Source organism: Paenibacillus contaminans, from assembly GCF_003285015.1.
GTDB classification, from domain to species: domain Bacteria; phylum Bacillota; class Bacilli; order Paenibacillales; family NBRC-103111; genus Paenibacillus_V; species Paenibacillus_V contaminans.
Genome location: NZ_QMFB01000016.1, coordinates 175,453 through 200,939, shown reverse-complemented (window position 1 = coordinate 200,939; position 25,487 = coordinate 175,453). Strand labels below are relative to the sequence as shown.

The 25,487-nt window shown below is 51.9% G+C and carries 28 protein-coding genes; 20 read left to right on the top strand and 8 right to left on the bottom strand.

Translation table 11 applies throughout. The features are described 5' to 3' along the window. The first annotated feature begins 28 nt into the window (after nt 1-28). The 11 genes from DQG23_RS25435 to spo0A all read left to right on the top strand — a co-directional run bounded on the left by DQG23_RS25435 (nt 29) and on the right by spo0A (nt 12,057). Complete coding sequence (locus DQG23_RS25435; protein ID WP_113033837.1) at nt 29-640, top strand: TVP38/TMEM64 family protein; 612 nt, start codon at nt 29-31, stop codon at nt 638-640. 53 nt (nt 641-693) lie between these two features. Then, nucleotides 694-1,263: a GNAT family N-acetyltransferase gene (locus DQG23_RS25430; RefSeq protein ID WP_113033836.1), complete on the top strand. Its 570-nt coding sequence runs from the start codon at nt 694-696 to the stop codon at nt 1,261-1,263. A gap of 192 nt (nt 1,264-1,455) precedes the next feature. Beyond that, a complete protein-coding gene (locus tag DQG23_RS25425) occupies nt 1,456-2,361 on the top strand; it encodes a polyprenyl synthetase family protein (RefSeq protein ID WP_238178025.1) in 906 nt (301 codons plus the stop codon). Nucleotides 2,362-3,147: 786 nt separating this feature from the next. Further along, the gene (locus DQG23_RS25420) at nt 3,148-3,780 is read left to right on the top strand and encodes a hypothetical protein (protein ID WP_113033869.1); all 633 of its coding nucleotides are present in this window, start codon (nt 3,148-3,150) and stop codon (nt 3,778-3,780) included. After that, entirely contained in the window at nt 3,755-5,638 is a 1,884-nt protein-coding gene (gene dxs / locus DQG23_RS25415) for a 1-deoxy-D-xylulose-5-phosphate synthase (RefSeq protein WP_113033835.1), read from the top strand. The genes DQG23_RS25420 and dxs overlap by 26 nt, the downstream gene beginning before the upstream one ends. A 35-nt stretch (nt 5,639-5,673) precedes the next feature. After that, nucleotides 5,674-6,537 (top strand): TlyA family RNA methyltransferase, encoded by an 864-nt coding sequence (locus DQG23_RS25410; protein WP_113033834.1) that lies wholly within the window; start codon nt 5,674-5,676, stop codon nt 6,535-6,537. A 315-nt stretch (nt 6,538-6,852) separates the two neighbouring features. Further along, nucleotides 6,853-7,323, top strand: a complete 471-nt coding sequence (locus tag DQG23_RS25405; RefSeq protein ID WP_113033833.1) for a hypothetical protein — start codon at nt 6,853-6,855, stop codon at nt 7,321-7,323. Beyond that, nucleotides 7,320-7,769, top strand: coding sequence for a transcriptional regulator AhrC/ArgR (ahrC, locus tag DQG23_RS25400; RefSeq protein WP_113033832.1), 450 nt, complete (start codon nt 7,320-7,322; stop codon nt 7,767-7,769). Before DQG23_RS25405 ends, ahrC begins: the two co-directional genes overlap by 4 nt. A gap of 33 nt (nt 7,770-7,802) precedes the next feature. Then, the gene (gene recN / locus DQG23_RS25395) at nt 7,803-9,530 is read left to right on the top strand and encodes a DNA repair protein RecN (protein WP_113033831.1); all 1,728 of its coding nucleotides are present in this window, start codon (nt 7,803-7,805) and stop codon (nt 9,528-9,530) included. 166 nt (nt 9,531-9,696) lie between these two features. Beyond that, nucleotides 9,697-11,028 (top strand): SpoIVB peptidase, encoded by a 1,332-nt coding sequence (gene spoIVB / locus DQG23_RS25390; protein WP_113033830.1) that lies wholly within the window; start codon nt 9,697-9,699, stop codon nt 11,026-11,028. 222 nt (nt 11,029-11,250) lie between these two features. After that, on the top strand, nt 11,251-12,057 hold the full coding sequence (spo0A, locus tag DQG23_RS25385; RefSeq protein WP_113033829.1) for a sporulation transcription factor Spo0A: 807 nt from the start codon (nt 11,251-11,253) through the stop codon (nt 12,055-12,057). Between the two features lie 218 nt (nt 12,058-12,275). Here the strand turns inward: spo0A and DQG23_RS25380 are convergent, their stop codons facing one another. The 6 genes from DQG23_RS25380 to DQG23_RS25360 all read right to left on the bottom strand — a co-directional run bounded on the left by DQG23_RS25380 (nt 12,276) and on the right by DQG23_RS25360 (nt 14,854). Then, nucleotides 12,276-12,713 carry a GreA/GreB family elongation factor gene (locus DQG23_RS25380; RefSeq protein WP_113033828.1) on the bottom strand — a complete coding sequence of 146 codons (438 nt, stop codon included), beginning with the start codon at nt 12,711-12,713 and terminating at the stop codon, nt 12,276-12,278. 174 nt (nt 12,714-12,887) lie between these two features. Then, the gene (locus DQG23_RS25375; protein ID WP_113033827.1) at nt 12,888-13,757 is read right to left on the bottom strand and encodes a S1C family serine protease; all 870 of its coding nucleotides are present in this window, start codon (nt 13,755-13,757) and stop codon (nt 12,888-12,890) included. Nucleotides 13,758-13,972: 215 nt separating this feature from the next. Then, entirely contained in the window at nt 13,973-14,086 is a 114-nt protein-coding gene (locus DQG23_RS43060) for a DUF6254 family protein (protein ID WP_238178021.1), read from the bottom strand. Nucleotides 14,087-14,120: 34 nt separating this feature from the next. Next, the gene (locus tag DQG23_RS25370; protein WP_113033826.1) at nt 14,121-14,405 is read right to left on the bottom strand and encodes a hypothetical protein; all 285 of its coding nucleotides are present in this window, start codon (nt 14,403-14,405) and stop codon (nt 14,121-14,123) included. Between the two features lie 34 nt (nt 14,406-14,439). Further along, the gene (locus tag DQG23_RS25365; protein ID WP_113033825.1) at nt 14,440-14,619 is read right to left on the bottom strand and encodes a DUF2524 domain-containing protein; all 180 of its coding nucleotides are present in this window, start codon (nt 14,617-14,619) and stop codon (nt 14,440-14,442) included. A 25-nt stretch (nt 14,620-14,644) separates the two neighbouring features. Continuing rightward, nucleotides 14,645-14,854: a hypothetical protein gene (locus DQG23_RS25360; RefSeq protein ID WP_113033824.1), complete on the bottom strand. Its 210-nt coding sequence runs from the start codon at nt 14,852-14,854 to the stop codon at nt 14,645-14,647. A gap of 220 nt (nt 14,855-15,074) precedes the next feature. Between DQG23_RS25360 and steA the strand changes: the two genes are divergently transcribed. From steA to DQG23_RS25335, 5 genes are all read left to right on the top strand, one after another. Further along, nucleotides 15,075-16,121 carry a putative cytokinetic ring protein SteA gene (gene steA, locus DQG23_RS25355; protein WP_113033823.1) on the top strand — a complete coding sequence of 349 codons (1,047 nt, stop codon included), beginning with the start codon at nt 15,075-15,077 and terminating at the stop codon, nt 16,119-16,121. Then, nucleotides 16,100-16,816, top strand: coding sequence for a glycosyltransferase family 2 protein (locus DQG23_RS25350; RefSeq protein WP_113033822.1), 717 nt, complete (start codon nt 16,100-16,102; stop codon nt 16,814-16,816). Before steA ends, DQG23_RS25350 begins: the two co-directional genes overlap by 22 nt. Before the next feature lie 61 nt (nt 16,817-16,877). Further along, nucleotides 16,878-17,789: an MraY family glycosyltransferase gene (locus DQG23_RS25345; RefSeq protein WP_113033821.1), complete on the top strand. Its 912-nt coding sequence runs from the start codon at nt 16,878-16,880 to the stop codon at nt 17,787-17,789. Nucleotides 17,790-17,844: 55 nt separating this feature from the next. Next, nucleotides 17,845-18,387, top strand: coding sequence for a sigma-70 family RNA polymerase sigma factor (locus DQG23_RS25340; RefSeq protein WP_113033820.1), 543 nt, complete (start codon nt 17,845-17,847; stop codon nt 18,385-18,387). Then, nucleotides 18,384-19,382 (top strand): DUF4871 domain-containing protein, encoded by a 999-nt coding sequence (locus tag DQG23_RS25335; RefSeq protein WP_113033819.1) that lies wholly within the window; start codon nt 18,384-18,386, stop codon nt 19,380-19,382. Before DQG23_RS25340 ends, DQG23_RS25335 begins: the two co-directional genes overlap by 4 nt. Nucleotides 19,383-19,566: 184 nt before the next feature. Here the strand turns inward: DQG23_RS25335 and DQG23_RS25330 are convergent, their stop codons facing one another. Then, nucleotides 19,567-19,842, bottom strand: coding sequence for a DUF2627 domain-containing protein (locus DQG23_RS25330; RefSeq protein ID WP_113033818.1), 276 nt, complete (start codon nt 19,840-19,842; stop codon nt 19,567-19,569). Between the two features lie 210 nt (nt 19,843-20,052). On the opposite strand from DQG23_RS25330, the gene lpdA reads away from it, so the two are divergent. The 4 genes from lpdA (at nt 20,053) to DQG23_RS25310 (ending at nt 25,114) form a co-directional block, all read left to right on the top strand. Next, the gene (gene lpdA / locus DQG23_RS25325; RefSeq protein WP_113033817.1) at nt 20,053-21,474 is read left to right on the top strand and encodes a dihydrolipoyl dehydrogenase; all 1,422 of its coding nucleotides are present in this window, start codon (nt 20,053-20,055) and stop codon (nt 21,472-21,474) included. Between the two features lie 127 nt (nt 21,475-21,601). Beyond that, entirely contained in the window at nt 21,602-22,615 is a 1,014-nt protein-coding gene (locus DQG23_RS25320) for a thiamine pyrophosphate-dependent dehydrogenase E1 component subunit alpha (protein ID WP_113033816.1), read from the top strand. A 3-nt stretch (nt 22,616-22,618) separates the two neighbouring features. Beyond that, entirely contained in the window at nt 22,619-23,599 is a 981-nt protein-coding gene (locus DQG23_RS25315; protein WP_113033815.1) for an alpha-ketoacid dehydrogenase subunit beta, read from the top strand. 147 nt (nt 23,600-23,746) lie between these two features. Next, a complete protein-coding gene (locus DQG23_RS25310) occupies nt 23,747-25,114 on the top strand; it encodes a dihydrolipoamide acetyltransferase family protein (protein ID WP_113033814.1) in 1,368 nt (455 codons plus the stop codon). Nucleotides 25,115-25,373: 259 nt separating this feature from the next. Here DQG23_RS25310 and prli42 read toward each other — a convergent pair whose 3' ends face one another. Continuing rightward, nucleotides 25,374-25,481 carry a stressosome-associated protein Prli42 gene (prli42, locus tag DQG23_RS42255; protein WP_158560677.1) on the bottom strand — a complete coding sequence of 36 codons (108 nt, stop codon included), beginning with the start codon at nt 25,479-25,481 and terminating at the stop codon, nt 25,374-25,376. Nucleotides 25,482-25,487 lie beyond the last annotated feature (6 nt).

Below are 25,487 nucleotides of genomic sequence, written 5' to 3'. Positions count from 1 at the left end.
AAGGGGCGGCATCAGGAAGGAGAAATCGATGACAGGCTGGTTTGAACAAGCAACGCATGATTTAGCGAATCTCGATATGGCTCAAATCGAACAATGGCTGTTGGACTACGCGTCGTTAGGGCCGCTGCCGGGCATTATTTTGCCTTTATCCGAAGCAGTGCTGTCGTTTCTGCCTTTATTCGTCATCGTAATCGGCAATGCGTCGGCGTACGGATTATGGCTTGGCTTCTTATATTCATGGATCGGAACGAGTCTTGGCGCGCTGCTAGTGTTCTGGCTTGCTCGCAAGTTCGGCAGAAGATTCGGCAAAGTCATCGTCAAAAAATTTCCCAAAACGGAAAAGCTATTCAAATGGTCGGAACGCAAAGGATTTACCCCGCTTTTTCTGTTGTATTGCTTTCCGTTCGTGCCGTCTCTGCTTGTCAATATCGCTTCGGGCATGAGCGCCGTATCGTTCAAAACCTTTCTAGCCGCCCTGTTGATGGGCAAAGCGGTCATGGTATTTGTCATTTCTTTCGTCGGACACGACTGGCAGGGGTTTGTTTCCCAGCCTTGGCGCATCGCGGCATTGGTCGTTATGTTATTCCTGTTATGGTACTTCGGCAAAAGGCTGGAAAAACGGTTTCAGCTTGAGGCGTAACGGATATCCAGTTCGATTCCGTTAAACAGCGTTATGAAGGGGGATGGTACATCATGATTCGACAGGCTGTTAAAGCGGATGCCGAGCAAATCATGCCTTTGCTTCACAGCGCGATCGGTTCGATCGCCAGCTCGCTTGCGGGAACGGAGAACGAGCAAGAAGCGCTTGAAATATTGAAGGATTTTTATTTATCCTCGGGCAACCGGATCAGCTTCGAGAATATCATTGTTGATGAACGTGAAGGACGAATCGCAGGGATGCTTGTCGCTTATCACGGCAGCGAAGCGGAAGCGCTGGACCGCCCTTTCTTGGAGCGGATCAGCCGCGTGCAAGGCATCCGGGACTACAAGATTGAACGGGAAGCCGGAGAGGACGAGTATTATTTGGATGCGGTTGCGGTTCATGAGGATTTCCAAGGCAGAGGAATCGCCAAGGCTTTGATGTCGGCTTTTGAGAGCAAAGCCAGAGCGCTTGGGCACCCTACGGTTTCCTTGATCGTCGAAGAGAACAACGAACGAGCCCATTCCATTTACGTCAAGCAAGGCTACGATCATACCGGCGAATTAACGGTTTACGGCCATCGTTATCTGCGAATGACCAAATTGGTCTTGAACATAGACTAGCTTCAAGCCAGTGGTTTTGACATTGCGCTATTCGCTGATTTATACTAACCGTGACAGTACAGAAATCGACAAACATGAGTCTGTTTTCGATATCGTCCGTTTTCGGGGCGATTTTTGGAACCGCATAACTATGTCATATGCGCCCGCTCATACAGCGGGACAGCGACGAACGGAAGGCGAAAGGTGAGCGTATTGAAAGAAACGATAACGATTCAGCAGATTGTTGCGGATAAGGCGAAGCAAGTGGAGGCTGCGCTGGACAAGGCATTGCCTATGCATTGGGATGTCCCCGCAAAGCTGAGAGAATCGATGCAATATTCCTTGATGGCGGGAGGCAAAAGACTGCGTCCCGTCTTTGTGCTGCTTGCGGCGGAAGCGCTGGGCGGCACCGAGCGGGCTGCTATGCCGGCCGCATGCGCGATCGAAATGATTCATACGTATTCTTTGGTTCACGACGATTTGCCGGCAATGGACAATGACGATTATCGGCGCGGTAAGCCGACCAATCATAAAATTTATGGCGAAGCGATGGCGATACTGGCCGGTGACGGACTGTTGACGCACGCTTTTCACGTTGTCTCGGATGCGGGGCGGCAAGGCCTGCTCTCGCCCGAAAGCGCGATCGCGATCGTGGCGGAGCTTTCGCAGCTTGCCGGAGCGTCGGGTATGGTAGGCGGGCAAGCGGCCGACGTGCTTGGCGAGCAGGGAATTACCAGCCGGGAAGAGCTTGATTATATACACCGTCATAAAACAGGCGATTTAATCGTGTTCTCCTTGCGGGCGGGAGGATGGGCGGCCGGTGCGACGGAAGCGCAGCTTGAGGCGCTTACCCGGTTCGGCTATGCGATCGGATTGGCGTTTCAAATCCAGGACGACATCCTCGACGTCGAAGGCGACGAGCAGAAGCTGGGCAAGGCGGTTAACAGCGACGAGAAGCAGCAAAAAGTGACTTATCCGTTCTTAATCGGCATGGCTGCATCCAAGCAAAAGGTTCGCGATTTGACGGAGGATGCCAAAGCGGCGATTGCCGGAGGAGTGATTCCGCATCCGGAAAGCTTAATGGCGCTTGCCGATTATTTAGTGAAAAGAGACCATTAATTTCCAATATTCAGCAATTTCGTTGAGTCGCCTTCGCATCCTGTGATATAATGGAGGGGCGAATGAGCGAGTGGCGCAGTATTCTAGTCAGGCTACCATTCTGAAGGCGGGCCTAAAAATTCGCCAAAGGGCACATCGATGAAGTTCCTGGTGTTGGCTTTCGACGCCCAGTCGGGGGCTGATGCTGGGAGTTAAGGTTGAAGGGCGATCCACAATGGCATGTGGGCGTTGACCCTGCTTCCGCGGAGGCCCAAGTTCGTGGCTTTTGTGCCACCGTGCACCCGGCTACGGCTTGGGGTATGAACCTGCAAAGGCGAGTCTCACCTGTATGGAGGACTACTTATATCGTCCATTATGCTAAAACGACTTGTGTGCAGCGTAGCCTGCCTTGAGTGAGTCAGAGGGGATTATAGATGGTAGGCACCCGTTTTTTCGGCCAAAGAGACCGGTGCTGGATGCTATATGAAATCTGGCTTGCAAAAGAGGCTAAGGGATGGTTTAAGGGCTGTCAGAGGAAAACTCCTAGACTGTTCACGATGTGAGGCTTCCTGGGGATTATAGTGTGGACTAAGTGGTAATCCAGTCTGATGTCCGGAGACGGCATCAAGATGAGCGTAAAGGGAAACCGCCCTTCCGGCGACGCTAGGGTGTCTTGTCTGGGAAAACCTACTGGACCTAAGCCACAGCGTTTACTCAGGAAGCTGCCACTCCAAATTTGTATGAAGCGGGTGAAGGGATGCTGGAATGCCGTTTCTTACCGCCTCATGGGGAGCGAATAAGCGACAAATGAAATTTTCAATCCGAAACTCCATTCGATGGAGTATTTTTATATCGATCGTTACATTCATACTCGCGTGTATTTTTACCGTAGCGTCAACGACGCTGCTTGAAGGGGTTACGTGGGCAATCGGCATGCTGGTCGTCATCGTACTCGTATTTATCGGCATTTTCTTCGATATTATGGGTCTGGCTGCGGCTGCTGCGAATGAAGTTCCCTTTCACGGGATGGCATCGGAGAAAGTATCGGGTTCCCGGCACGCTATTTTTATCGTCCGTAATGCCGACCGATTCTCCAACTTTTGCAACGATGTCGTGGGTGACGTGGCCAGCGTCATTAGCGGTGCGGCCAGCGCCGCAGTCGTTATTAAATTGATGAGTTCGTTCGGCGATGGGAATGAGGTCATGCGGACCGTCGTAAGCGTCGTATTTACGGCTGTCGTATCGGCTCTGACGGTTGGCGGCAAAGCGATGGGCAAATCGTTTGCGATCCATTACTCTACGGATATAGTGCTTTTTATCGGCAAATTGTTTTATGTGCTGGAACATAGGCTGAAGATCAGGATTTTCACGCCCAAGCGCAAACAGAAAACAAACACGAAGCGAGGGAACAAGCGTGCTAGAACGAATCAATCAGCCTGAAGATATCAAGCAGTTATCGGTGGATGAGCTTCTTGTGCTGGCGGAAGACATTCGTCGTTTTATGATCGAAAAATTGTCGGCGACCGGCGGTCATCTCTCCTCCAATCTTGGAGTTGTCGAGCTGACTCTGGTGCTGCATTACTTATACAATAGTCCGAAGGATAAATTTATTTTCGATGTCGGCCATCAGTCTTATGTACATAAGATTTTGACAGGCCGCAAGCATATGTTCGATACGCTGCGGAAGTACAAAGGCATGTGCGGCTTTATCAAGAAATCCGAAAGCGAGCACGATGTGTGGGAAGCCGGACATAGCAGCACTTCCCTGTCGGCTGCAATGGGGATGGCGATGGCGCGCGACTTCAAAGGCGAAAGCAACAAAGTGATCGCCTTGATCGGCGACGGCTCGCTGACCGGCGGGATGGCGCTTGAAGCGCTTAATCATATCGGACATGAGAAACGCAAACTGACCGTCGTGCTTAATGATAACGAGATGTCGATCGCACCGAACGTCGGAGCGCTTCATAACTATTTGTCCAAAATCCGCTCGGATAAGCATTATAAGAAAGTGAAAGAAGAAGTCGAGCATCTGCTCAAAAAAATTCCGGCTATCGGCGGCACTCTCGCCAAGACGGCGGAGCGGGTAAAGGACAGCATGAAGTATTTGCTCGTATCGGGCATGCTGTTCGAGGAGTTCGGCCTGACCTATTTCGGACCGGTTGACGGGCATAATATTCCGCTTCTGCTCGATACGTTCCGGCAAGCGGATAATGTGGAAGGTCCCGTACTGATCCATGTCGTTACGACGAAGGGCAAGGGCTACACCCCGGCGGAAGCGGACTCTTTCGCATGGCACGGAGCAAGCCCGTACAAAATCGAATCCGGTCAAATGGTAAAGTCTTCGGGTCTGCCGCAATATACGGATATTTTCGGCAATACGCTTATTGAATTGGCTAAGCGGGATTCGCGTATCGTCGCCGTTACGCCGGCAATGCCGGGCGGTTCCGGATTACTTACATTCGCCAAAGAATTTCCGGGCAGAATGATCGATGTCGGCATTGCCGAGCAGCACGCCGCTACGTTATGCGGAGCGCTCGCCGGCGAAGGCATGAAGCCTGTTTTTGCCGTGTATTCCACTTTCCTGCAACGCGCATACGATCAAGTGGTACATGATATTTGCCGGCAAAATTTGAACGTCGCTTTCGCGATCGACCGCGCCGGCTTTGTCGGCGCCGACGGCGAAACGCATCAAGGCGTTTACGATATCGCCTTCCTTCGCAGCTTGCCGAACATCGTGGTGATGATGCCTAAGGACGAGAACGAGATGCGCAATATGATGAAAACGGCGCTTGAATACAATAACGGCCCGATCGCCGTCCGATATCCGCGCATTGCGGTAAGAGGAGTCGAGCCGGAGAAGGAAATGAGATCGATTCCGATCGGCTCTTGGGAAACGGTCCGCGAAGGGGAAAGCGTCGCTTTGCTCGCGATCGGTCCGATGGTCGAGCTGGCTGAGCAGGCGGCCGACGTCTTGAGTATGCAAGGCGTTAAGGCCGAGGTTATTAATGCGCGCTTCGTCAAGCCGCTCGATGCAGAAATGCTGAAGCGTCTCGCTAAGCAAAATACAAGTCTTGTCGTGATCGAAGAAGGCGCGGTACTTGGCGGATTGGGAAGTGCGATTCTAGAGTTTTATGCGATGAACGAAATCGACGGCATGCAAATTCGCATTATGGGCGTACCGGACTACTTCGTGGAGCATGGCAGCGTGAAGGAGCAGCGTGCGGAAGTCGGCTTGACAGTCGAAAGTATTGCCGCGCAAGCGATGTCGCTCATGCCGCGGAAACGTCAGCGGGCTTAGTTATTGCCCGCAAAGGGATTAGAAAAGGAGCACGTATGGCAACGGATAAAGAGCGTATTGATATATTGCTCGTTGAGCAAGGTTATTTTGAAAGCAGGGAAAAGGCGAGGGCTGCGATTATGGCAGGCCTTGTTTTTGTTGCCGGGGAACGGACGGAGAAAGCGGGTACGAAAGTCGCCAGAGACTCGCAGCTTACCGTCAAGGGGGCGGTTCACCCATATGTCAGCCGCGGAGGACTGAAGCTCGAGAAAGCGCTTCGTGAATTCGTCATTCCGATGGAAGGCCGAATCATGATGGATATCGGCGCTTCGACGGGAGGGTTTACGGATTGCGCGCTGCAGAACGGCGCAGCGCTCGTTTATGCGATCGACGTCGGCTATAATCAGCTCGATTGGTCGCTGCGAAGCGACTCTCGGGTTCATGTCATGGAACGGACGAACTTCCGTTATATGGAGCCGAAGGACCTGAACGGCCCACGTCCGGATTTTGCCACGATCGACGTTTCGTTTATTTCGCTTAAGCTTATTTTGCCGCCGCTTGCAGCCATCCTTGCCGGAAACGGAAGCGTAATGGCGCTTATAAAGCCGCAATTCGAAGCGGGACGCGAGAAAGTGGGGAAAACCGGCGTTGTCAGAGATTCCGCCGTACATCGTGAAGTGCTCGAAAACGTGCTGACATTTGCGGCATCCGCCGGCTTTCGGCTGGAAGGTCTTACTTTCTCTCCCATAACAGGCGGAGAAGGCAATATCGAATTCCTCGCGTATTGGCACGCACAAGCGATAGCTGGGGAAGAGACAACAGACGAGGACGGTGTCCGGGCAGCGCTTCAGCAGCGTATAAACGCTGTGGTCAAGGAAGCTTCGGCTCGATTTGCAGCCGGCGTTTCTTCGAACGAATAAAAGGGAAGTAAGCAACTCACCCGGACAATGAAGCCGTTAAGCTGTCGAATGGCAGCCGGACGAGCTCAACGCCTGGGTGTTTTTTTATCGATATACAAACATTGCGAACTTATTTCCACGGTCAAGTTGAAAGATAACGAAAATGTAATCGCATTGCGTAATTTTATAGCTTCGACAGGAATTTCAAGGAATCGTCGCGAAGTCATATTTCAGCAGTCTTTTCGTCGTGTCGGTTGCGCCGTAAATATACAGGAAATGCTGCGGCTTAAGTTTATCTTGCGTTTCCGTAGGAGACGATGGGAGGTAGGAGCAGTCATGCAGCAAGGGGATACTTTCGTTCTGATTCTTGTCGTAATCATATTGGTCGTTTGGCTGTGGATCGCCTTCCGCAGATGGCTTCGGCTTCCCTCGAGAACGACGATGGCGGAATGGCATATCGAGCCGGAGGATGAAATTCCGGTAACCGAGGCGGTGGAGCTTCTGGAGCATTCCGGTTATGAAGTGCTGACTCAAAAGCGCAGAGTGCCGATCCGGATTGTCGTAAACGATTCCGAAGAATATTCGACCCGGTTTACGATCGACCATTTCGTTCGGGACGAGGAAGGCATTTATGCGGTCAAAGTAATGAAAGAGGACAAACAGCTTGAATGGAGCGGCAGCGGACTGCGAGACGAGCTGCTTTCGTATCATTTGCTATATCCGGAAGCGGTAGGCGTCATCGTAGTGGATCTGGAAGAGCAGTCGATTCATCGAATACAATTTCACATGTTGGGAGAATCCGAATGAAGGGCCAGCGACATATCAAAATACGCGAAATATTGACGACGCAGGAAATCGAAACGCAGGACGATCTTGTAGATGCGTTAAAATCGGCGGGCTTCCAGGTCACGCAAGCGACAGTCTCGCGCGACATTAAGGAGCTTCATCTGATCAAAACGCCTCTGGATGACGGCCGTTATAAGTATGCGCTTCCGCCGGAACAGCGATATAATCCGGTGCAGCGTTTAAAGAGGGCGCTTAGCGATCATTTTATAAGCATCGATTTTACCGATAACCTGGTAGTCATGAAATGCATGCCGGGGACGGCGAATGCCATCGGCGCGCTTCTGGACAATCTGGATTGGCCGGAGCTGATGGGAACCATTTGCGGCGATGATACGATTTTGCTGATTTGCAGGGGCAAAGAGCAAAGCGGTCGCGTAGTGGGCCAAATTACCGGGATGATATCGTAACGTACATTATGGGATAAATGAGGAGGGGAACGGATGTTAACGGCACTTTCGATTCGTAATTTGGCTGTCATTGAATCGGTCCAGCTAACCTTTCGCCAGGGCTTTCATGTATTAACCGGGGAAACCGGAGCGGGCAAATCGATTATTATCGATGCGCTGAGCTTAATTGCAGGCGGCCGCGGTTCTTCGGAGCTTGTTCGTTACGGCTGCGATAAAGCGGAAATTGAAGCGTTATTTTCCATTGCCGCCGACCATCCCGTTTGGGAAGTGCTCGATAAACTGGGCGTGGAAGCATCGCCCGACGAGGATATGATCGTCCGCAGAGAAATAACCGTTCAAGGCAAAAGCTCCAGCCGAATTAACGGCCAGCTCGTTAATTTGGCGATGCTTCGCGAGGTTGGCCAGCGCTTAGTCAATATTCACGGCCAGCATGAGCATCAATCGCTGCTGCAGGCGGACGAGCATATCGTATGGCTCGATTTATTCGGCGGACGTGAAATTGCCGATGCCAAGGAGCGCTATGAAGCATCGTACGAACGGCATGCCGGAATCGTTCGTCAGCTTCGCGATCTCCAGGAAACGAGCAAGCAAGCGCTGCAAATGCTCGATTTGTACCGATTCCAAGCCGAAGAAATCAGCGCGGCCAAATTAAAAATCGGCGAAGATGAATCATTATTAGAAGAAAAGCGCAAGCTATCTAATGCGGAAAAATTGTACCAGAACGCTTCCGATGCTTATGAAGCCGTTTACGGAGCGGGCAAAGGGCTCGATACCATTCGCAAGGCGTTCCAGCGTGTGCAAGATATCGCTGCGCTGGATGCGTCGCTCACGCCGCTTGCCGAGCAAATGCAGTCGGCGTTTTATCAGCTTGAGGATGCTGCTTATCAACTGCGGGATTATCGGGACGATGTCGAATTTAATCCGGGCAGACTCGATCAAATCGAACACAGGCTCGATTTGATTTCCTCTCTGCGCCGCAAATACGGAGATAATGTAGGCGAGATGCTCGCTTACTTGGATAAAATTAATAATGAGCTTGCCCTTATAGAAAATAAAGACGAATCTCTTCATCGTTTGGAGAAGGAAGCCGAAGAGGAACGGGTCAAGCTTGTCGAGCTGGCTTTAGCGTTGTCGAACCTGCGCAAGCAAGCCGCATCACAGCTTACGTCGCAAATCGAATCCGAGCTTCGTCAGCTTCATATGGAAAGAACGCGAATGGGCGTGCAAATCGAGCGTGTTCCCGATGCGTCGGGTATCGACATCGACGGCACGCGCGTTCGTTTGACACGGCAGGGCTGCGATAACGTAGAATTTCTTATTTCCCCGAATCCGGGTGAGCCATTGCGGGGCCTGGGGAAAATAGCTTCAGGCGGCGAGCTTTCGCGTATCATGCTCGCGATGAAGGCGATATTCGCAAGAATGGATCGCATACCGGTGCTCGTATTCGACGAGGTGGATACGGGAGTTAGCGGACGTGCGGCTCAAGCGATCGCCGAGAAGCTTTCCGTTCTTTCGATGAGCTGCCAAGTGTTCTCGATTACCCACTTGCCGCAGGTCGCATGTATGTCGGACGTTCATTTTCTGATCCAAAAATCGGTCGAGGGCGAGCGTACATATACGAGGGTCCACGACCTTAGCGAGGAGCGCCGGGTAGAAGAGCTTGCGCGCATGCTCGGGGGTGTTGAAGTTACCGAAACAACACTTCATCATGCACAAGAAATGATCAAGCTGGCGGACGGCAAAAAAGCGCAATTCGTCTGAAACGTTTGTTCGGCTGCCTGTGAATGACACGCAGGAAAGCAAGAATTGCGCTGTCGTGGCAGGTTTTATACAGTTATAAAAGCATGGGGGCGGGGTTACCTTAAAGGTACGCAATTGGCGATCACCTTTATCGTCAGCAGTGAAGGCAGAAGGAGCGTGAACCCGCTTGACATCCAGAAACCGTAAAAGATGGATTGGACTTTTGCTCGTCTTCTTTGTCGGCATGATTACGATATCCGCCCCTTTTCAAAGCTATGCTTCATTTCCACACGAGCTGCGTTTTTTTACCGGTCAGGACAAACAATTGCATTTATCGATGCCGGTCAGTGCGAAGGTTATCGTCAAGGACCCGAATATCGTACGGGTCAATGGCTCGGCCGATCACTCGTTTCAAGTGAATTTGAAACACCCGATAAATCTGCAAAGCCAACAGTCGGGGCAAACGGAAATGCAGCTGAAGCTGTTCGGAGCGATCCCGCTCAAAAACGTGAAAGTAAAAGTGTTGCCGGATCTCAAGGTAGTTCCCGGCGGGCAAACGATCGGTGTCAAGTTGAAGTCGGCAGGGATTTTAGTTGTCGGTCATCATCTGGTTACGACGAAGGAAGAACGAAAAATATCGCCGGGCGAGGAAGCGAAAGTGCTGGTCGGCGATATGATTATGAAAATGAACGGCGTGACGGTCAACGATGTGACGAAGGTTTCCGATCATGTCAACAAAGCGGGTGAGAGCGGCAAACCGCTGGAGCTGGATATCGTTCGCGGCGGCGAGGCGATGAAGATCACGTTGCAGCCTGCGTACGACGTATCGGATAAAGCGTACCGGTTAGGCTTGTATATCCGTGATTCGGCTGCCGGCGTCGGTACATTGACCTTTTATGCGCCGGATCAAGGGGTTTATGGAGCGCTTGGGCATGTGATATCCGATATCGATACGCAAACGCCGATTGTCGTCGGCAGCGGAGAAATCGTACATTCCAACGTAACCTCGATAAGCAAAAGCCATAACGGCGAGCCCGGCGAGAAACGCGCGCATTTCGCCAATGAGAAGAAGGTGCTCGGCAGCATCGAGAAAAATACGCCGTTCGGCATTTTCGGCAAAATGATTCACCAGCCGGATCATAGCGTGACGAATGAAATGATTCCCGTAGGACTTGCAGAGGAAGTAAAAGAAGGACCGGCGCAAATTTATACGGTGGTAAGCGGACAGAAAGTCGAAAAATTCGATATTGAAGTGGTGCATATCGCGAAGCAGGATTTTCCCGCTACCAAAGGACTTGTCATCAAAATAACCGATTCGCGTCTGCTTGATAAAACCGGGGGCATCGTGCAAGGAATGAGCGGCAGTCCGATTATCCAGAACGGCAAGCTCATCGGAGCCGTAACGCATGTATTCGTCAATGACCCGACAAGCGGATACGGATGTTTCATCGAATGGATGCTGCAGGACGCGGGCATTATGCTCAAAAAAGAGCAGAACGAACAACTGAAGGCTTCTTAGCTTTCAGTTGTTTTTTTACGAAAACACCGGTTAAAGCAGCCTATAGCCATAAATTCTTGGTATTTGTCGAAAAGTGTTGTATTATAGACAAAAAAATTATTATAATGGATTTTCCAAAAAAAATAAAGAAAAATAATTTTCGACAGAAGGAATTTCATTCCGGTTGTCGAAATTGTTTAGAGTGAATGTAAATAATCGTAAAAAAAGGGAGGCAAGCCGAAATTGCAAAAGATTGAAGTACTGCTTGCGGATGATAATCGCGAATTTATCAATTTACTTTCGGAGTATATCGATGAACAGGACGATATGATGGTTGCCGGAGTCGCTTATAACGGCAATGAAGTGCTGCGTTTTATCGAGCAGCAGCGCAAAGCGCCCGATGTTTTGATTCTGGATATTATTATGCCTCACCTTGACGGGCTTGGCGTCCTGGAGAAGCTGCGCGAGGTCAATATGTCGCCGCAACCTAAAATCATTATGCTGACGGCTTTCGGTCAAGAGAACATCACGCAAAAAGCGGTGCAGCTCGGCGCATCTTATTACATATTGAAACCGTTCGATATGGAAGTGCTTACGAATCGCATTCGTCAGCTTGTAACCGGCAATCAATCGATTACATCGGTAAGCAGCCCGACCACGCATCATAAAGCCAACGTCGTGCCGCTCTCCAAAGGCCGCAACCTGGATGCGAATATTACGAGCATCATTCACGAAATCGGCGTACCTGCCCATATCAAGGGCTACCAATACTTACGCGAAGCCATAACGATGGTGTACAACAATATCGAAATTCTCGGCGCGATTACCAAAACCTTGTATCCGGCGATCGCCGAACGTTACAAAACGACGCCAAGTCGCGTCGAACGCGCGATTCGTCACGCGATCGAGGTCGCCTGGACGCGCGGCAATATCGACAGCATCAGCCATCTTTTCGGCTACACGATTAATATCTCGAAAGCGAAACCGACGAATAGCGAATTCATCGCGATGGTGGCGGATAAGCTTCGGATTGAGCATAAGGTTTCCTGAAAGGATTAGGGAATACGCATGGCGCATAACTTGCTCTCCATGCCAACTAATACCGTTATTTATTGGATTTACGGATCCAATGAAGGACGGTATTTTTTGTTTGCAAGCTTTCGTGCGAATGTAGAGGATACCAAAAAGAGCCGCAGGTTGCGACTCTTTTTGGTGCTTTATGATAGCATAAGCTCAGGGTATCCGATGCAGGCCGTTTCCCCCATAATTTAGATTTCGCCGTAATTCATATAGCTGATGCCTTCAATTTTTACATGGATGACGCCGGACGGCGTTTCAATCGAATATTGTTCGTCCGGAGCACCCATCAGCAGTCGGCTCCCGATCGGCGACAGGAAGGAGATGCGATTAAGGTTCGGATCCGCGTTGGACGGAAAAACGATTGTGTAGTCGTCTTCTTCGTTGTCTTCCAAGTATCGGACTTTGACTTTACTGCCGATCAAAGCTTTCGAATGCAGCGTATCTTCATTGAATTCATTCAGTATCCGGTTCAAAGATGACGTATATTTCAACAGCTGCTGCTCCGTTTTGCTTCGTTCGTTGTTATTGACAGGCGTATAGAGATCGAGAAAATGACTCATCTCCTCATCGAAGTAGACAAGCTGCTTGACCAGCTGCGTTTTGGCGCCGACTAAACTATGGTTCATAGAAGATTTCACCTTCCAATCTCAAATCCATCACTATGACTTCAGTATTCCAGCCTTGTTCCATACACTTTCCTCCCAATGAACAAATAAGGCCCCGGAAGGAGCCTCTCACACTTATAGTAACAGAAAAACACAGAAAGTCTATCCTGGAGCTTTACAATGACGGATTCGTTATTATTTCTTAATCGAGTCGAGCACCGTATGCAGCGTACTGGCAGGAATCGCGAAGCCGATGCCCTGCGCTTCCGCATTAACCGCCGTATTGACGCCGATCACTTCGCCCCGCAAATTCAGGAGAGGACCGCCCGAGTTTCCGGGATTGATAGCGGTGTCCGTCTGCAGCAAATGCTCGTAGCTGCGGGTTCCTTGTTCGTCAGGAATGCTGATTTGACGCTCAGTCGCGCTAAGCACGCCGGTCGTTAGCGAAAAATCCAGATCGTAGGGGTTGCCGATCGCAATGACGGAAGCGCCGATTTGCGTCTGATCGGAGTCGGCGACGGATAAAAACGGGAACGGTTGATCGCCCGTAATTTTCAAGACGGCGAGATCCAAATCGTAGCGGCTTTCCACAACCTCCGCTTGAAAAGGCAAATCGTAGCCTTGAACCGAAACCTCGATCCGATCCGCTCCGTCGATAACATGTTCGTTCGTTACGATATATCCCGATGCGTCATAAAGAAAACCCGAACCCGTGCCGCTCGTTTGCAGCTCTCCTTGCTGCCGGTATGACTGCTGCCGCGAAACGCCGCCGCCCGATTGCACTTTGGATTCGATTTTGACTACGGCAGGTCCGGCGGATGAAGCAATCGCGTGATATCCGCCTGTGCCGGACAAGTCAAGAGAGGCGTTCGTAACGCCGCTTGAGGCGGTATCGCCTGATGCGGTTTGAAACGAGTCCGAGGGACTAGAGGTTCCGCCGAAAAAGCGGAGCTTGTCCGCAGCAAGCATTAAACTGCTTATGAACAGCGCGCCTGCCAAAAAAGCCGGCAGCATAACCGCCATTTTTCCGCGCGGGCGAACATCGATCGTCTTTTTTTCCTTCATGTCGAAAACCTCCTTAGTAGTAACTGACACTATTGATTATGCAGGCCTAACCTTAAAAGAATATGATATCCCGCTGAACGTGCGCTGAACGATTCCTTAAATTCCATGCGGTTTTTATTCAGGTGCGATTTTTATACATGCTGCAACAAGCAAAAACCCCCCTCGGCTGCGAGCTGCAGTTTGAAGGGGGGTTATATATAGGGTCGGAAGCCGGACTATTTATCCGTCATCTCGGAGAGTTCTTTCAGCGATTTGACTTTGCCGTGCGGATGCGGCGTTTGCTTGCGGATTTTATCTTCATTCTCGCGGCGTCTTTTGGATTGGCTCATGATCGGCTCCTTCGTCTCGGTAATGGAAGATCCGTTATAAATGCTGAATATCTTGGTGGGCGTCTTCGAGATGCTCCTCAAGCTGCTGAACCTGCTGCTCGTCTTGGTTGGAGGCTTCTCCGTGGAGGCGGGCCTGCGCTTTCTCGGCGGACAATTCGATTTGTTCGGCTTGTGCGCGCACTGTCGCGATCTTTTTCGGGTCGGCGGTTTTCACCGCTTGCTCGTACGCTTCTTGAGCTACATACGTCTTTTTGATCGCTTCATTCGCGCTTTCCATGGCACGTACGATTTCGGCCTGATGCATGTCCTGCTTGGTCATCGTTTTTCGGCACTCCCTTCCTTAACGCTGGATGCTAATGAATACGGCATTTGCTGCGGATGAAATGAATTTGGTTCTGAAGCCTGTTTATATGTTCCTGCTCCTCCTGATCATGCGTCGACTTGGCTTCAAGCGATGCCAGCTGCTCGATCAATTGATGCAAATCCTCTCCGGCATTGGCGCAGTCATAGTCGCTTTCCAAATGATTCAGCATTCGGTTATCTCCTTTACGAATAATGTCAATTGGGCTTTATACCGTTAGGCGAATCGATGCCGCTGCGCGCGAATACGGCTAACGGCACTAGCGGCAAAAGGGACGCTTCGAGCGGAAACTCGCCGTCGCCGCGCCGTTCCTCTTCCGCTTTGATTTCCGCTGCTTCCCCCTCGGTAAGATGCCTCTCATTGTTCGTATATTTGGGTTCAAGCGCTCTGATTTCTTCGCGATCCAATCGGCTTCCTCCTTTCTGCAGGAGCTTCGGTTCATTTTGATCATTTGATTATGCAGGGTACCTTTAAGATTCCCGGTTTTGCGTTTTTTACGACAAGGGCAGGCTTTCGGATATCGCCCATTTTCAGGCGGTCATGGTATGAAATCGCTGGCAGCTCGGGAAAATAGCATATAAACGGAACGAAGTCGAACCCTTAAACAAAAAGGAGCTGCGATACGCCATGGCTGTTTTGAATCGCCTAAGGTCGACTTTCCCGCTAAGCGGGGTCGTGCGGGCAGGCAAGCTTACGAAGGAGCTTCTTCGCAGATGCTCGGCGAATGAAGTGCTCGTCATTTCCCATCGCGATTTGGACGAATCTGCAGCTACCCAGCTAATGGATGTTAGGCCTGCAGCGATTATCAATACGGAGCCGTCGATTAGCGGCGCTTATCCGGTAAAGGGAGCATTGCAGCTTCTGCAAGCGGGCATCCCTTTACTGGAAACGTCCGCGAACGATTTTGAGAAGTTCCTCGAAGGCGAGGAGGCGATTATCGAATCGCAAGCGATCCGATCGGGAGGGTACGTGATTCCATGCTCAGTTGTGACGCTGGAACGCTGCTCAAGAGTTTACGAACGGGCAGTCGGTCAAATGGACAAGCTGCTGCTCGGTTTTATCGCTAACACGCTTACTTATGCGGAGATTGAAATAGCGGAGGTTGTGAGAGCCCATGAATGTCCTCCCTTGAATGTAACCATAGCGAATCGGCCGGTTGTCGTCGTTTCCCGCGGAAACGGGGCGTTAAACGATTTGCTTGTGATTGCGGAATTCATCCGTGAGCGCAAACCGGTATTAATCGGCGTCGATGGGGGGGCGGATATACTGCGAAAAGCGGGTTTTTCGCCCGATTTGATCGTAGGCGATATGGACAGCGTATCCGACGCGGCGCTTAGGGGCGGTGCCGAGCTTGTCGTCCACGCTTACGGCAGCGGTAACGCTCCAGGCCTTGATCGTTTAGTCCGGCTCGGATTATATGCGCAAGCGATGAGAACGCCGGGTACGAGCGAAGATATGGCGCTGCTGCTTGCCTACGGAGCGGAAGCGGAATTGATCGTTACCGTAGGCATGCATACGCATATGGTCGAGTACTTGGAGAAGGGCCGGTGCGGGATGGGCAGCACTTTGCTGGTTCGCATGCTGCTGGGCGGCAGGCTGGTCGATGCCAAAGGCTTAAGCAAGCTATTTAAGCCCAAAAGGAGAGAGGCGATATGCGAACTGCCGTTTCCGTAATTATTCCAGCCTGGAACGAAGCCGAACGGATAGGGGAAACGCTTTTTGCGCTCCAGGCTCAGCCGTTGGGTGGCGATGAGAAACGTTTGCCGTTTTGGGACGAGCTCATCGTAGTGGACGACGGGAGCACGGACGATACGCTGCGGATAGCCCGCTCCTTTACCGATCGGCTCATTCGGCATCCGCGCAATGAAGGAAAGGGAGCGGCAATGGAGAGCGGCTTCCGGCTCGCGAAAGGGGATGTCATTCTGTTTCTCGACGCCGATCTCGGACATTCCGCAACGCATGCATGTAAACTGCTTCAGCCCGTTTTATCCGATCTTGCGGATATGACGATCGCCGTATTTCCCAAACCGGTCAATCGCAGCGGATTAGGTCTTGTGAAACGATTAGCCCAGATCGGAGTCCGTCGGCTCGGCGGCTGCAACGTGAGGGCGAGCTTATCCGGACAACGTGCGATGAAACGAGAGGTGCTGGAACGAATCGTCCGCTTCGAAAGGGGGTTCGGGGTGGAGGTGGGCCTTACGATCGACGCGGCGAGACAAGGCTTCCGCATCATTGAAATCGAGCTGCCTTTTGTCCATCGGTATACGGGCAACGATCTGGCAGGATGGCTGCATCGGGGGAAGCAGCTGTGCAGCGTAGCAGGCGCTTTTTGGCGAAAAAGACGGGTAAGCTTCTTTCAGCGGCGCTAATCAAGATGAAATTTTAACGTAGACAACGAGAATTTTGGTGGGAATATCGGGAGTGGACTGAATGACGGCATTCATGTTAGGAGCAGGTACTATAATCGCAAACGTTTCTTTATTTGCAATCGTATCCATCCTTTATATTTTGGCGGGTTCCGTGATGCTTCGTTATGTCGTAAAGCGGCATAGGAGAAAAGGTTTCGTATGCAGCAACTATCGCGGCGAAAATATTCCGACGGGATTGGGCGTTTTTTTGTGGATGATGCTGTTGGCGGGTTTCGTTTTTTATTTGCCGATAGGTTGGGGCGCTTTGGCATCGAAGACTGCTCCGGAAGGCGCGGCATCGGAGTTGTTGATTGCTTATTTGTGCTGTCTAAGCGGCGTTTTTGCGGCGGGATGGGTGGATGACCGGTTCGGCGACCGCAAGATTAAAGGATTGCTCGGACATATTCGTCAGCTTCTGATGCATGGAAAAGTGACGACGGGATTGTGGAAAGCCTTTATCGGTATTATGCTTGCCGCATTATTTGCCTATACGGTCGATCGCGGTTGGGGCGAACGGCTGTTTCATATGTCGCTGATCGCGATGTCGATGAATGCGGTCAATTTATTCGATCTGCGTCCGGGACGGGCGCTTAAGCTTTTTGCTGCAGGTTCCGGTTTGCTATTCGTTTTCGCTTTAGGCGGAAGAAAGCTCGAGCTTTGGCTATCGCTTTTATATCCGTTATCCGTTGCCTCGGTTATCATACTGCCCTCCGACCTGCGCGCCAGAACGATGCTTGGCGATTGCGGGGCGAATTTGCTCGGCTTTGCGCTCGGCTGCGGGCTCGTGCTGTTGACCGGCTTTCCGTGGCAGCTGACCGCTGCCGGAGCGCTCGTTTTTATGCATATCGCTGCGGAACGCATATCGTTTACCGCCGTAATCGAACGGAATGTCTGGATGAACTGGCTCGATCGGCTCGGCCGAACGGAAAAATAATCGATTCGCCGGGAACTTTCAACGCTCTGCGTTGTCTAATGGTTGAGGTGATCGGATGGAGTTCGATTATTTGAAGGTTTTGACGTCCAGCGATGACCCCGAAACGATTTTGCAGCAGTTGATGGAAGCGTACGGGCAGGACGTTTGGCAATATGCATATACGATCGTAAAGCGTTCGGAGGCGGCGGACGATATCGCGCAGGATGTTTTTCTGAAGGCTTACCGTCAGCTGTATGCGTTTCGCGGGGATTCCTCCGTGAAAACATGGCTGCTTTCCATAACCCGAAATACGTCGCTGAATTATTTGAAATCCGCTTTTATCCGCAAGGTGACGCTTTTCGGCTTCCGGGAGCCGCGAACGACTCAAAGATCGGCTGAACAGGAAGCGCTTGACAAGCTTAGCGTCGATGAAATATGGCGTACCGTGCTGGCTCTGCCCGGCAAATACCGCGAGGTCATTATCCTCGACGCCCATTACCGGCTTTCCATCCGGGAAATCGCGTCGATGCTGAACGTTTCGGAAGGAACCGTCAAATCGCGGCTGCATAGGGCGCGGGCGAAGGCGGAACGCTTGCTGCAAGGAGGAGAGCGGATATGAACGAGAATGACCTGAAGGCCAAAGGGGCGGAAGAGCCGGATTGGTATGCCGGCTTACGGCAAAGACCGGAGCTTGGAAAAGGCTTTTCGGCGGAGCTGATGCGGAATATCCGCAAACGGGCGGTTCAATCCGAGCGGCGGCATGGCGCAAGGTTTCGTACGAAAGCGGTTGTCGGAGCGGGACTGGCATGTCTTGTAGCGGCCGCCATATGGCTGGGTGGTTCGAACGGCTGGCCTGCGTTTTTGCCGGGAATCGGTTCGGAGAAAAGCATCAATAGCGGGAAGGCCGATTCCGGCTGGCGCGAATATTGGAGCGGCGGCAAAAAGCTGCTCGAATCGGTTGCAGGCGGCGATTTCGCGGCAGGTCAGCAAAACGGTATCTGGTGGAACTTCTACACGCCGTTCGAGCAGATCAAAGACAGCCGCATTCGGATCGATGCGATCCATCAATCCGGATGGAAGCAGACGGAGCTTACGGAAACCGTTTTTTCGGAGCGGGGGATGGAATATGTGTGGAAGGAAGGCTCCAAGGAAAACTTTTCGCGTATAAGCTCCAGGTTTGCGCTGCCGCTCGCAGGACAGTGGCGCTTCGATATTTATATCGACGGCAATCTGTGGGGAGATGTCGAATACGATGTGCCGGATGCGGTGTGGGCGGAAAGTCCGACTTTTCCTTCCGGAGCATACATGCTTAGAGGAGTCGAGGGCAGAGTCGGTATCATCGATCCGGGCTTTATAGCAGGCAAAGGCAATAAAGCGATGTGGCATTTTTGGGGGAACGACAAGGAGATTCAAGGAGCGGTTTCCATTTACGGCGTTCAGAAGGGATCTTCCGTCCCCTTACTGTTATTTGAATCTTCGGAAACGGGAGGGCCTAATAACGGGGCGGATGCACATATGCCGTCATTAATGACGATGCCTACGCCGGGTTTATGGAGGCTCATGGCCTATATTGACGGGACGTTGTTCGGCAGCGTAGTCGTTAATGTGAAATAATGCCGTATGCAAAGATAAATGCTTTAGAAGATAGCGGCTTCGATAAGCATACGCATAAGGACAGGCGCGCTTACCGGTGAACGATCAGGCTTAAGTTATTGTGAAACCTATAAATGCTGATATTAATAAAAAACCGTCCGGAACATCACGTCCCGGGCGGTTTTTGTGTGCTTGTAAGAGCCCGCTAAGCTTTCCGCTTGCGGCGGTTGGCTCTGAAACGGGGAGCGACATAGTTGCGTTTGCGGTCGCGGAAAAAAATCCAGCCGGCGATAAACGCCACGCCGATGGCGAACAATACGAGACCAAGCAGAAACTTTCCCCATAGGAAATGAGGGTTCGTTTCGGGCGGGCCGAATTGGGCGAAAATCGCATCCTTCATCGCCAAAAAACCGTAGGTGGCGGAAACGCCGGGTATGACCAAAATAATGGCTGCTATAAATCGGCCAAGAGTATCCTTCATCGTTATATCCTCTTTCTATTGCGGGTTTTCAGTGAATAAACGGGATCATTATTATGATACTAGGGTTGGCCGGTTCTGTCGAATCGAAATGAACGGATAACGGCGAATATCCCGCAAGCTTGCATCTTGTTCACATTTTGTACTATATTTTCGGTGTGAACTAAGGGTAAAATAGGGGAATAATCGTTTACGGAAAAGAGGAGACCGAATATGTCCAAAAAATATGATGTTGTAATATTAGGGGGCGGCACCGGGGGATACGTTGCTGCGATACGAGCTGCTCAGCTGGGGAAATCCGTAGCGATCGTCGAGCGGGACAAGCTGGGCGGAACATGCTTGCATAGAGGGTGTATTCCCAGCAAAGCGCTTTTGCGGAGCGCGGAAGTGTATTCGCATGTGAAACGCGGCGACGAATACGGCATTACGGTCGGCGGCGCGGCGATCGACTTTACGAAGGTGCAATCGCGTAAGGAGAACGTCGTGGAGCAGCTGTATAAAGGCGTTCAATTTCTGATGAAAAAAAATAAAATCGACGTATTCAACGGCGTAGGCCGCATTATTTCACCGTCGATCTTTTCGCCTCAAACCGGTCAAATCAGCGTCGAGCTTGCGGATGGCGAGCTTGAGCTGCTTATTCCGGACAATCTTGTCATCGCGACGGGCTCCAGGCCGCGCCCCCTGTCGGGACTTGAGTTTGACGGGAAGCGCATCCTGTCAAGCGACGATGCGCTGTTGATGGAGGAGCTGCCGGCATCGATTCTTATTGTCGGAGGCGGCGTTATCGGTGTGGAATGGGCTTCGATGCTGAACGATTTCGGCGTACAGGTCACGATAATCGAGTATGACGAGCGTTTAGTTCCCAAAGAAGACGAGGACGTTTCGCGCGAGCTGGAGCGGCTTCTCAAGAAGCGCGGCGTCAAGGTAATGACGAAAGCTAAGCTGCTTGCCGACACTGCAGCAACCGGCGAGCATGGCGTAACCGTGCAAGTAGACCACAAAGGCAATGTTGTCGATCTGCAGGCCGAAAAAATGCTTGTTTGCGTAGGCAGACAGGCGAATGTCGAGCGGATTGGCCTCGACACGACCGATGTGCTTATCGAGAACGGCTTTATTAAAGTGAATGATCATATGCAAACGGCGGAATCGCATATTTATGCGATCGGCGACGTGACGGGCGGTCTGCAGCTTGCACATGAGGCTTCCCATGAAGGAATTACGGCGATTGAGCATCTCGCAGGCTTGAGTCCGCACCCGCTGCAGCGGCATTTGATAGCGCGCTGCGTCTATACGCGTCCCGAGACGGCAAGCGTAGGCTGGACCGAGAAGCAGGCGAAAGAGCAAGGCTTCGATGTCAAGACGGGCAAAATTTCGTTCAAGGCAATCGGCAAAGCGCTTGTATACGGTGAAGCGGACGGTTTCGTCAAAGTAATTGCGGACAGCAAAACGAACGATATTTTGGGCGTGCATATGATCGGGCCGCATGTAACCGACTATATTACCGAAGCGGCACTTGCCCAGCTGTTGAACGCAACGCCATGGGAAGTCGGCAGTCTGATTCACCCTCACCCGACCTTATCGGAGGCGCTCGGCGAAGCGATGCTGGCAGTCGACGGGAAGGCGATCGGCGTCTGATAACAGGAAAATGAGGTCTCGACTTGCGTACAATTGTATTCATATCGAAAAGCGCTTATAATATAAATATAAGGGTAAGTCTTAAGACCAGGTAATAAATTTTCCCATTCATAAGGAGGTTGATCTAATGACGATCGGCCAATTGACGAAGCATCAGACACTCGGACTTTCCGACCAGCAAGTTGTGGATATGTACATCAATATGCAGCGTGCCCGTAAATTCGACGAACGCTGCTTCGTGCTCCAGCGCTCCGGCAAGATTGCCTTTCACGTATCGGGAATCGGCCAAGAAGTCGCGCAAGTCAGCGCGGCGTTCGCGCTGGAGCAGCGTAAGGACTACTTCTTTCCGTATTACCGCGATTACGGATTAGTTTTATCGGTAGGCATGACTATGCGCGATCTGATGCTGTCGGTATTCGCCAAGGCGGAAGACCCGAACAGCGGGGGCAGGCAAATGCCAGGTCATTTTAGCCATAAGAAGCATCATATCGTTACGGGATCCAGCCCGGTAACGACGCAAGTGCCGCATGCTGTGGGCATTGCCCTCGCCGGTAAAATGAAGAAGCAGAGCTTCGCCACTTTCGTTACATTCGGCGAAGGCTCGAGCAACCAGGGCGATTTTCACGAAGGCTGCAATTTTGCCGGCGTTCATAAGCTCCCGGTCATTCTGATGTGTGAAAACAATCAATATGCCATTTCGGTTCCGATTGCGAAGCAGGTTTCCGGCAACATCTACGAACGGGCGATCGGATACGGCTTCGCCGGCGTCCGCGTCGACGGGAACGATGCGCTGGAGGTGTACCGGGTGGTCAAGGAAGCTCGCGAACGGGCGCTTGCGGGACAAGGGCCGACGCTGATCGAAGCCGTGATGTACCGGATATCGCCGCACTCCACGTCCGACGACGACATGTTGTACCGGACGAAGGAAGAGGTTGAAGCGAACAAAGAGAAGGACGGAATTCCGAAGTTCAAAGCTTACTTGATCGAATGCGGATTGTGGAGCGAAGAACAGGAGCAAGACATGAATGAGCGGATTAAGCAAGAAATCGTCGATGCCACGCAATATGCCGACGATGCGCCGTTCCCGAAACCGGAGGATACGCTGCTTCATGTTTACGGAACGAACGGGGAGGGTGCATAACGAATGGCGGTTATCAGCTACTTGGAAGCGATTCGCTCGTCTATGAAGGAAGAGATGGAGCGGGACGAGAACGTATTTGTATTGGGCGAGGATGTCGGCAAAGGCGGCGTGTTTAAAGCGACCGTAGGCTTGAGGGATCAGTTCGGAGAAGAGCGCGTGCTGGACACTCCGCTCGCCGAGTCGTCGATCGCAGGGGTTGCGATCGGCGCCGCGATGTACGGCATGAGGCCGGTAGCCGAAATGCAGTTTGCGGATTTTATTTTTCCGGCGACGAACCAGATCATCAGCGAAGCGGCCAAAATCCGTTACCGCTCCAATAACGACTGGAATTGCCCGATCGTCATCCGCGTTCCTTACGGGGCTACGGGCGGCGGCGCGTTGTATCACTCGCAATGCCCGGAGTCGGTATTTTTCGGAACGCCGGGATTGAAGATTGTCGCGCCTTCGACGCCTTACGATGCCAAAGGACTGATGAAAGCGGCGATTCGCGATGAAGATCCCGTGTTGTATTTCGAGCATCGCAAATGTTATTTCATGGTAAACGATGAAGTGCCCGACGAAGATTACATTGTACCGATCGGCAAAGCGGAAGTGAAACGGGAAGGCACCGACATAACCGTCATCACGTATGGCGTTACGGTCCATTATGCGTTGAAAGCCGCAGCCGAGCTTGAAAAAGAGGGTATCAGCGTTCATGTGCTTGATCTGCGCACGATTCAGCCTCTCGACAAGGAAGCGATTCTCGAAGCGGCCAAGCGCACGGGCAAAGTGCTGATCGTTCACGAGGACAATAAGACGGGCGGCGTCGGCGGCGAAATATCAGCGATTATTTCCGAAGAGATGTTTTATGAACTGGATGCGCCGATAATGCGGCTGGCTGCGCCGGATGTGCCTCCTGTCGGGATGAATCCGCCGATGGAACGCTTTTATCTGCTTAGCCCGGAGAAGCTGAAGAACGCCATGCGGAAGCTGGCTGAAATATAAATCGAATGACAGCGAGCCGCAATGCTGCCGGTTCTAGCTGCGTTCGCTGACTTTCGTTAAACGGCGTGAGGTTCCCCGCATCGTTTCCGGAATGATCGGAGCGGTTTGCGGGGAATGCTTTGCAAGGAACCAAGCGGGAGGTAGAACATGAATAACGTGCATGGAACGGAAGTGCCCGTGCCGCATTTGGCGGAGAGCCTTGTTTCCGCTACGGTAGCGAAATGGCTGAGAAAGCCGGGCGATTATATCGAGCAGTATGATGTCATATGCGAGCTTGTGACGGAGAAAGTAACCGTCGAAATGCCTTGTCCGATCGAGGGCGTATTGAAGGCGATTCTTGTTCAAGAAGGCGAAACCGCCGATGTGGGCGCGCCGATCTGTTTAATTGAAGAGCCTGGCAAAGCGGCAGGCTTGGAAGCGTCGGCGCCCGCCGCTAAACAAGAACCTGCGATTCCGGCTGTCGCCGCTGCTGCGAATAATCGCGAAGCGATACATACGGCACCTGCAGCAAGAAAAGATGGCGCTCCCGCGGCTCAATCCGAAGAAGGCTCAATGCGCCAGAGGTACTCTCCGGCAGTACTGAAACTGGCCGAAGAGCATGGCATCGGACTCGAGCATGTGTTGGGAACGGGCCTTGGGGGACGCATTACGCGCAAAGATATTTTGCAGTATGTGGAAGAGGGTAAGCCGGTTCGTACGCAAGCCCCAGTTGCGATCCCTGAGCCGGCTCGGGCGCCGGTGCGGTCGACGGGCATGCATTTATCGGAAAATCCGCCGACGCCGAGAATCGAAACGGTTGGCCAGACGGTTGAGGGGCGCGGCGAGTATTTTATCGATGTCACCCCGATTCGCAGTACGATCGCCAGAAACACGCGCCAGAGCGTCACGGAGATTCCGCATGCCTGGACGATGATCGAAGTGGACGTTACGAATTTGGTCGTACTTCGGAACAAGTGGAAGGATGAATTCATCCGCAAGGAAGGCTTCAACCTGACATACTTGGCATTCGTTCTGAAGGCTGTCGTTAATGCCATTAAAGATTATCCGATCATGAATTCGGTGTGGGCGGTAGATAAAATTATCGTCAAGAAGGATATCAACCTGTCGCTGCTTGTTGGCACGGAGGATTCGGTGCTTGCCCCGGTCATCAAGAAAGCCGACCAGAAGAACATTGCGGGCCTTGCCCAGGAAATCGACGATCTGACGAAAAGAGGGCGCGCCGGCAAGCTCAGCTTAAGCGAGATGACCGGCGGCACGTTCACCGTTAACAATACCGGGTCGTTCGGTTCGATTTTGTCGTATCCGATCATCAATTATCCGCAAGCGGCGATCGTGACCTTCGAATCGATCGTGAAAAAGCCCGTCGTCATCCAGGATATGATTGCGGTTCGCTCGATCGCGAATATGTGCTTGTCGCTGGACCATCGGATTTTGGACGGCGTCATTTGCGGTCGTTTTCTGCAGCGGGTCAAAGAAAATCTCGAAAGCTACAACCTGGATACGAAGCTGTTCTGACGGATATATAGCGCAGAGCGCGATTAGCCGGTTAGCGCCGATCCCAATAAAAAAAGCGAGCCGTTGCGGCAGTTGCCGGAACACTCGCTTTTTTCGGTCTAGCGGATATCGACTATCATGGAAGCGTCCGTAGACCTTCGGGAAATGCCAACGTTATACGCCGGAAGGCGTTCATCTTTGACTAGCCATGGCATGTCCGATTCTCCTTATCGGCTGAAGCACGGTTTGCGTCCATCGATAACGGTAACGCTAAGCCTGACTACATGGTAACGGCAGACGTTATCGCCAGAATAAGACTGGACAATACCATCGTAATGAGAATAACGTAAATGATGACGCGAAACCATAGTTTGTTGCGGCGTGACATGCGATC

Coding starts and splice junctions, on each gene's coding strand:
- DQG23_RS25345 (WP_113033821.1), top strand. CDS start 16,878: ATGACGGCATTCATGTTAGGAGCAGGTACTATAATCGCAAACGTTTCT.
- steA (WP_113033823.1), top strand. CDS start 15,075: ATGGCTGTTTTGAATCGCCTAAGGTCGACTTTCCCGCTAAGCGGGGTC.
- DQG23_RS25375 (WP_113033827.1), bottom strand. CDS start 13,757: ATGAAGGAAAAAAAGACGATCGATGTTCGCCCGCGCGGAAAAATGGCG.
- DQG23_RS25335 (WP_113033819.1), top strand. CDS start 18,384: ATGAACGAGAATGACCTGAAGGCCAAAGGGGCGGAAGAGCCGGATTGG.
- DQG23_RS25405 (WP_113033833.1), top strand. CDS start 6,853: ATGCAGCAAGGGGATACTTTCGTTCTGATTCTTGTCGTAATCATATTG.
- DQG23_RS25420 (WP_113033869.1), top strand. CDS start 3,148: ATGAAATTTTCAATCCGAAACTCCATTCGATGGAGTATTTTTATATCG.
- ahrC (WP_113033832.1), top strand. CDS start 7,320: ATGAAGGGCCAGCGACATATCAAAATACGCGAAATATTGACGACGCAG.
- DQG23_RS25435 (WP_113033837.1), top strand. CDS start 29: ATGACAGGCTGGTTTGAACAAGCAACGCATGATTTAGCGAATCTCGAT.
- DQG23_RS25380 (WP_113033828.1), bottom strand. CDS start 12,713: ATGAACCATAGTTTAGTCGGCGCCAAAACGCAGCTGGTCAAGCAGCTT.
- lpdA (WP_113033817.1), top strand. CDS start 20,053: ATGTCCAAAAAATATGATGTTGTAATATTAGGGGGCGGCACCGGGGGA.
- recN (WP_113033831.1), top strand. CDS start 7,803: ATGTTAACGGCACTTTCGATTCGTAATTTGGCTGTCATTGAATCGGTC.
- prli42 (WP_158560677.1), bottom strand. CDS start 25,481: ATGTCACGCCGCAACAAACTATGGTTTCGCGTCATCATTTACGTTATT.
- DQG23_RS25430 (WP_113033836.1), top strand. CDS start 694: ATGATTCGACAGGCTGTTAAAGCGGATGCCGAGCAAATCATGCCTTTG.
- DQG23_RS25340 (WP_113033820.1), top strand. CDS start 17,845: ATGGAGTTCGATTATTTGAAGGTTTTGACGTCCAGCGATGACCCCGAA.
- DQG23_RS25370 (WP_113033826.1), bottom strand. CDS start 14,405: ATGACCAAGCAGGACATGCATCAGGCCGAAATCGTACGTGCCATGGAA.
- DQG23_RS25310 (WP_113033814.1), top strand. CDS start 23,747: ATGAATAACGTGCATGGAACGGAAGTGCCCGTGCCGCATTTGGCGGAG.
- DQG23_RS43060 (WP_238178021.1), bottom strand. CDS start 14,086: ATGAGCCAATCCAAAAGACGCCGCGAGAATGAAGATAAAATCCGCAAG.
- DQG23_RS25315 (WP_113033815.1), top strand. CDS start 22,619: ATGGCGGTTATCAGCTACTTGGAAGCGATTCGCTCGTCTATGAAGGAA.
- DQG23_RS25330 (WP_113033818.1), bottom strand. CDS start 19,842: ATGAAGGATACTCTTGGCCGATTTATAGCAGCCATTATTTTGGTCATA.
- DQG23_RS25350 (WP_113033822.1), top strand. CDS start 16,100: ATGCGAACTGCCGTTTCCGTAATTATTCCAGCCTGGAACGAAGCCGAA.
- DQG23_RS25365 (WP_113033825.1), bottom strand. CDS start 14,619: ATGCTGAATCATTTGGAAAGCGACTATGACTGCGCCAATGCCGGAGAG.
- DQG23_RS25320 (WP_113033816.1), top strand. CDS start 21,602: ATGACGATCGGCCAATTGACGAAGCATCAGACACTCGGACTTTCCGAC.
- DQG23_RS25410 (WP_113033834.1), top strand. CDS start 5,674: ATGGCAACGGATAAAGAGCGTATTGATATATTGCTCGTTGAGCAAGGT.